The organism is Xanthomonas prunicola (assembly GCF_002846205.1).
GTDB lineage: Bacteria > Pseudomonadota > Gammaproteobacteria > Xanthomonadales > Xanthomonadaceae > Xanthomonas > Xanthomonas prunicola.
In genome coordinates, this window is record NZ_PHKV01000094.1 from 1 (window position 1) to 254 (window position 254).

1 protein-coding gene is annotated in these 254 nt (G+C 59.1%); it reads right to left on the bottom strand.

Features of this window, described 5'->3' with window-relative positions:
- On the bottom strand, window positions 1–221 hold a 221-nt coding region (locus XpruCFBP8353_RS23185; RefSeq protein ID WP_133125734.1), incomplete at its 3' end, for a hypothetical protein.
- Between the last annotated feature and the right edge of the window lie 33 nt (window positions 222–254).

A 254-nucleotide genomic window follows, 5' to 3' on the forward strand; every position in this document is an offset into this window, starting at 1 on the left:
CTGTAGTCGCCGCCGATGCCCCATTGTTGTTGCGATGTGTAGGCCGCGCTGTAGTCGGGACTGTTCTGCAGCATTTCCCGCTGTTTGTCGGCAGTACTCAAGCCCGCGAATCGGTCTGCCTCTTCGGGACTCAAACTTCCTTTGTACTGTGCCTCTGCCTCATTGACCTTCCTATTCGCACTGGCTGCAATGTCATCGCCAATCTGCTTGGCGGTGGTCATCACCGTCCCGGTTGCGGCGGCCAGCGCCTGCTG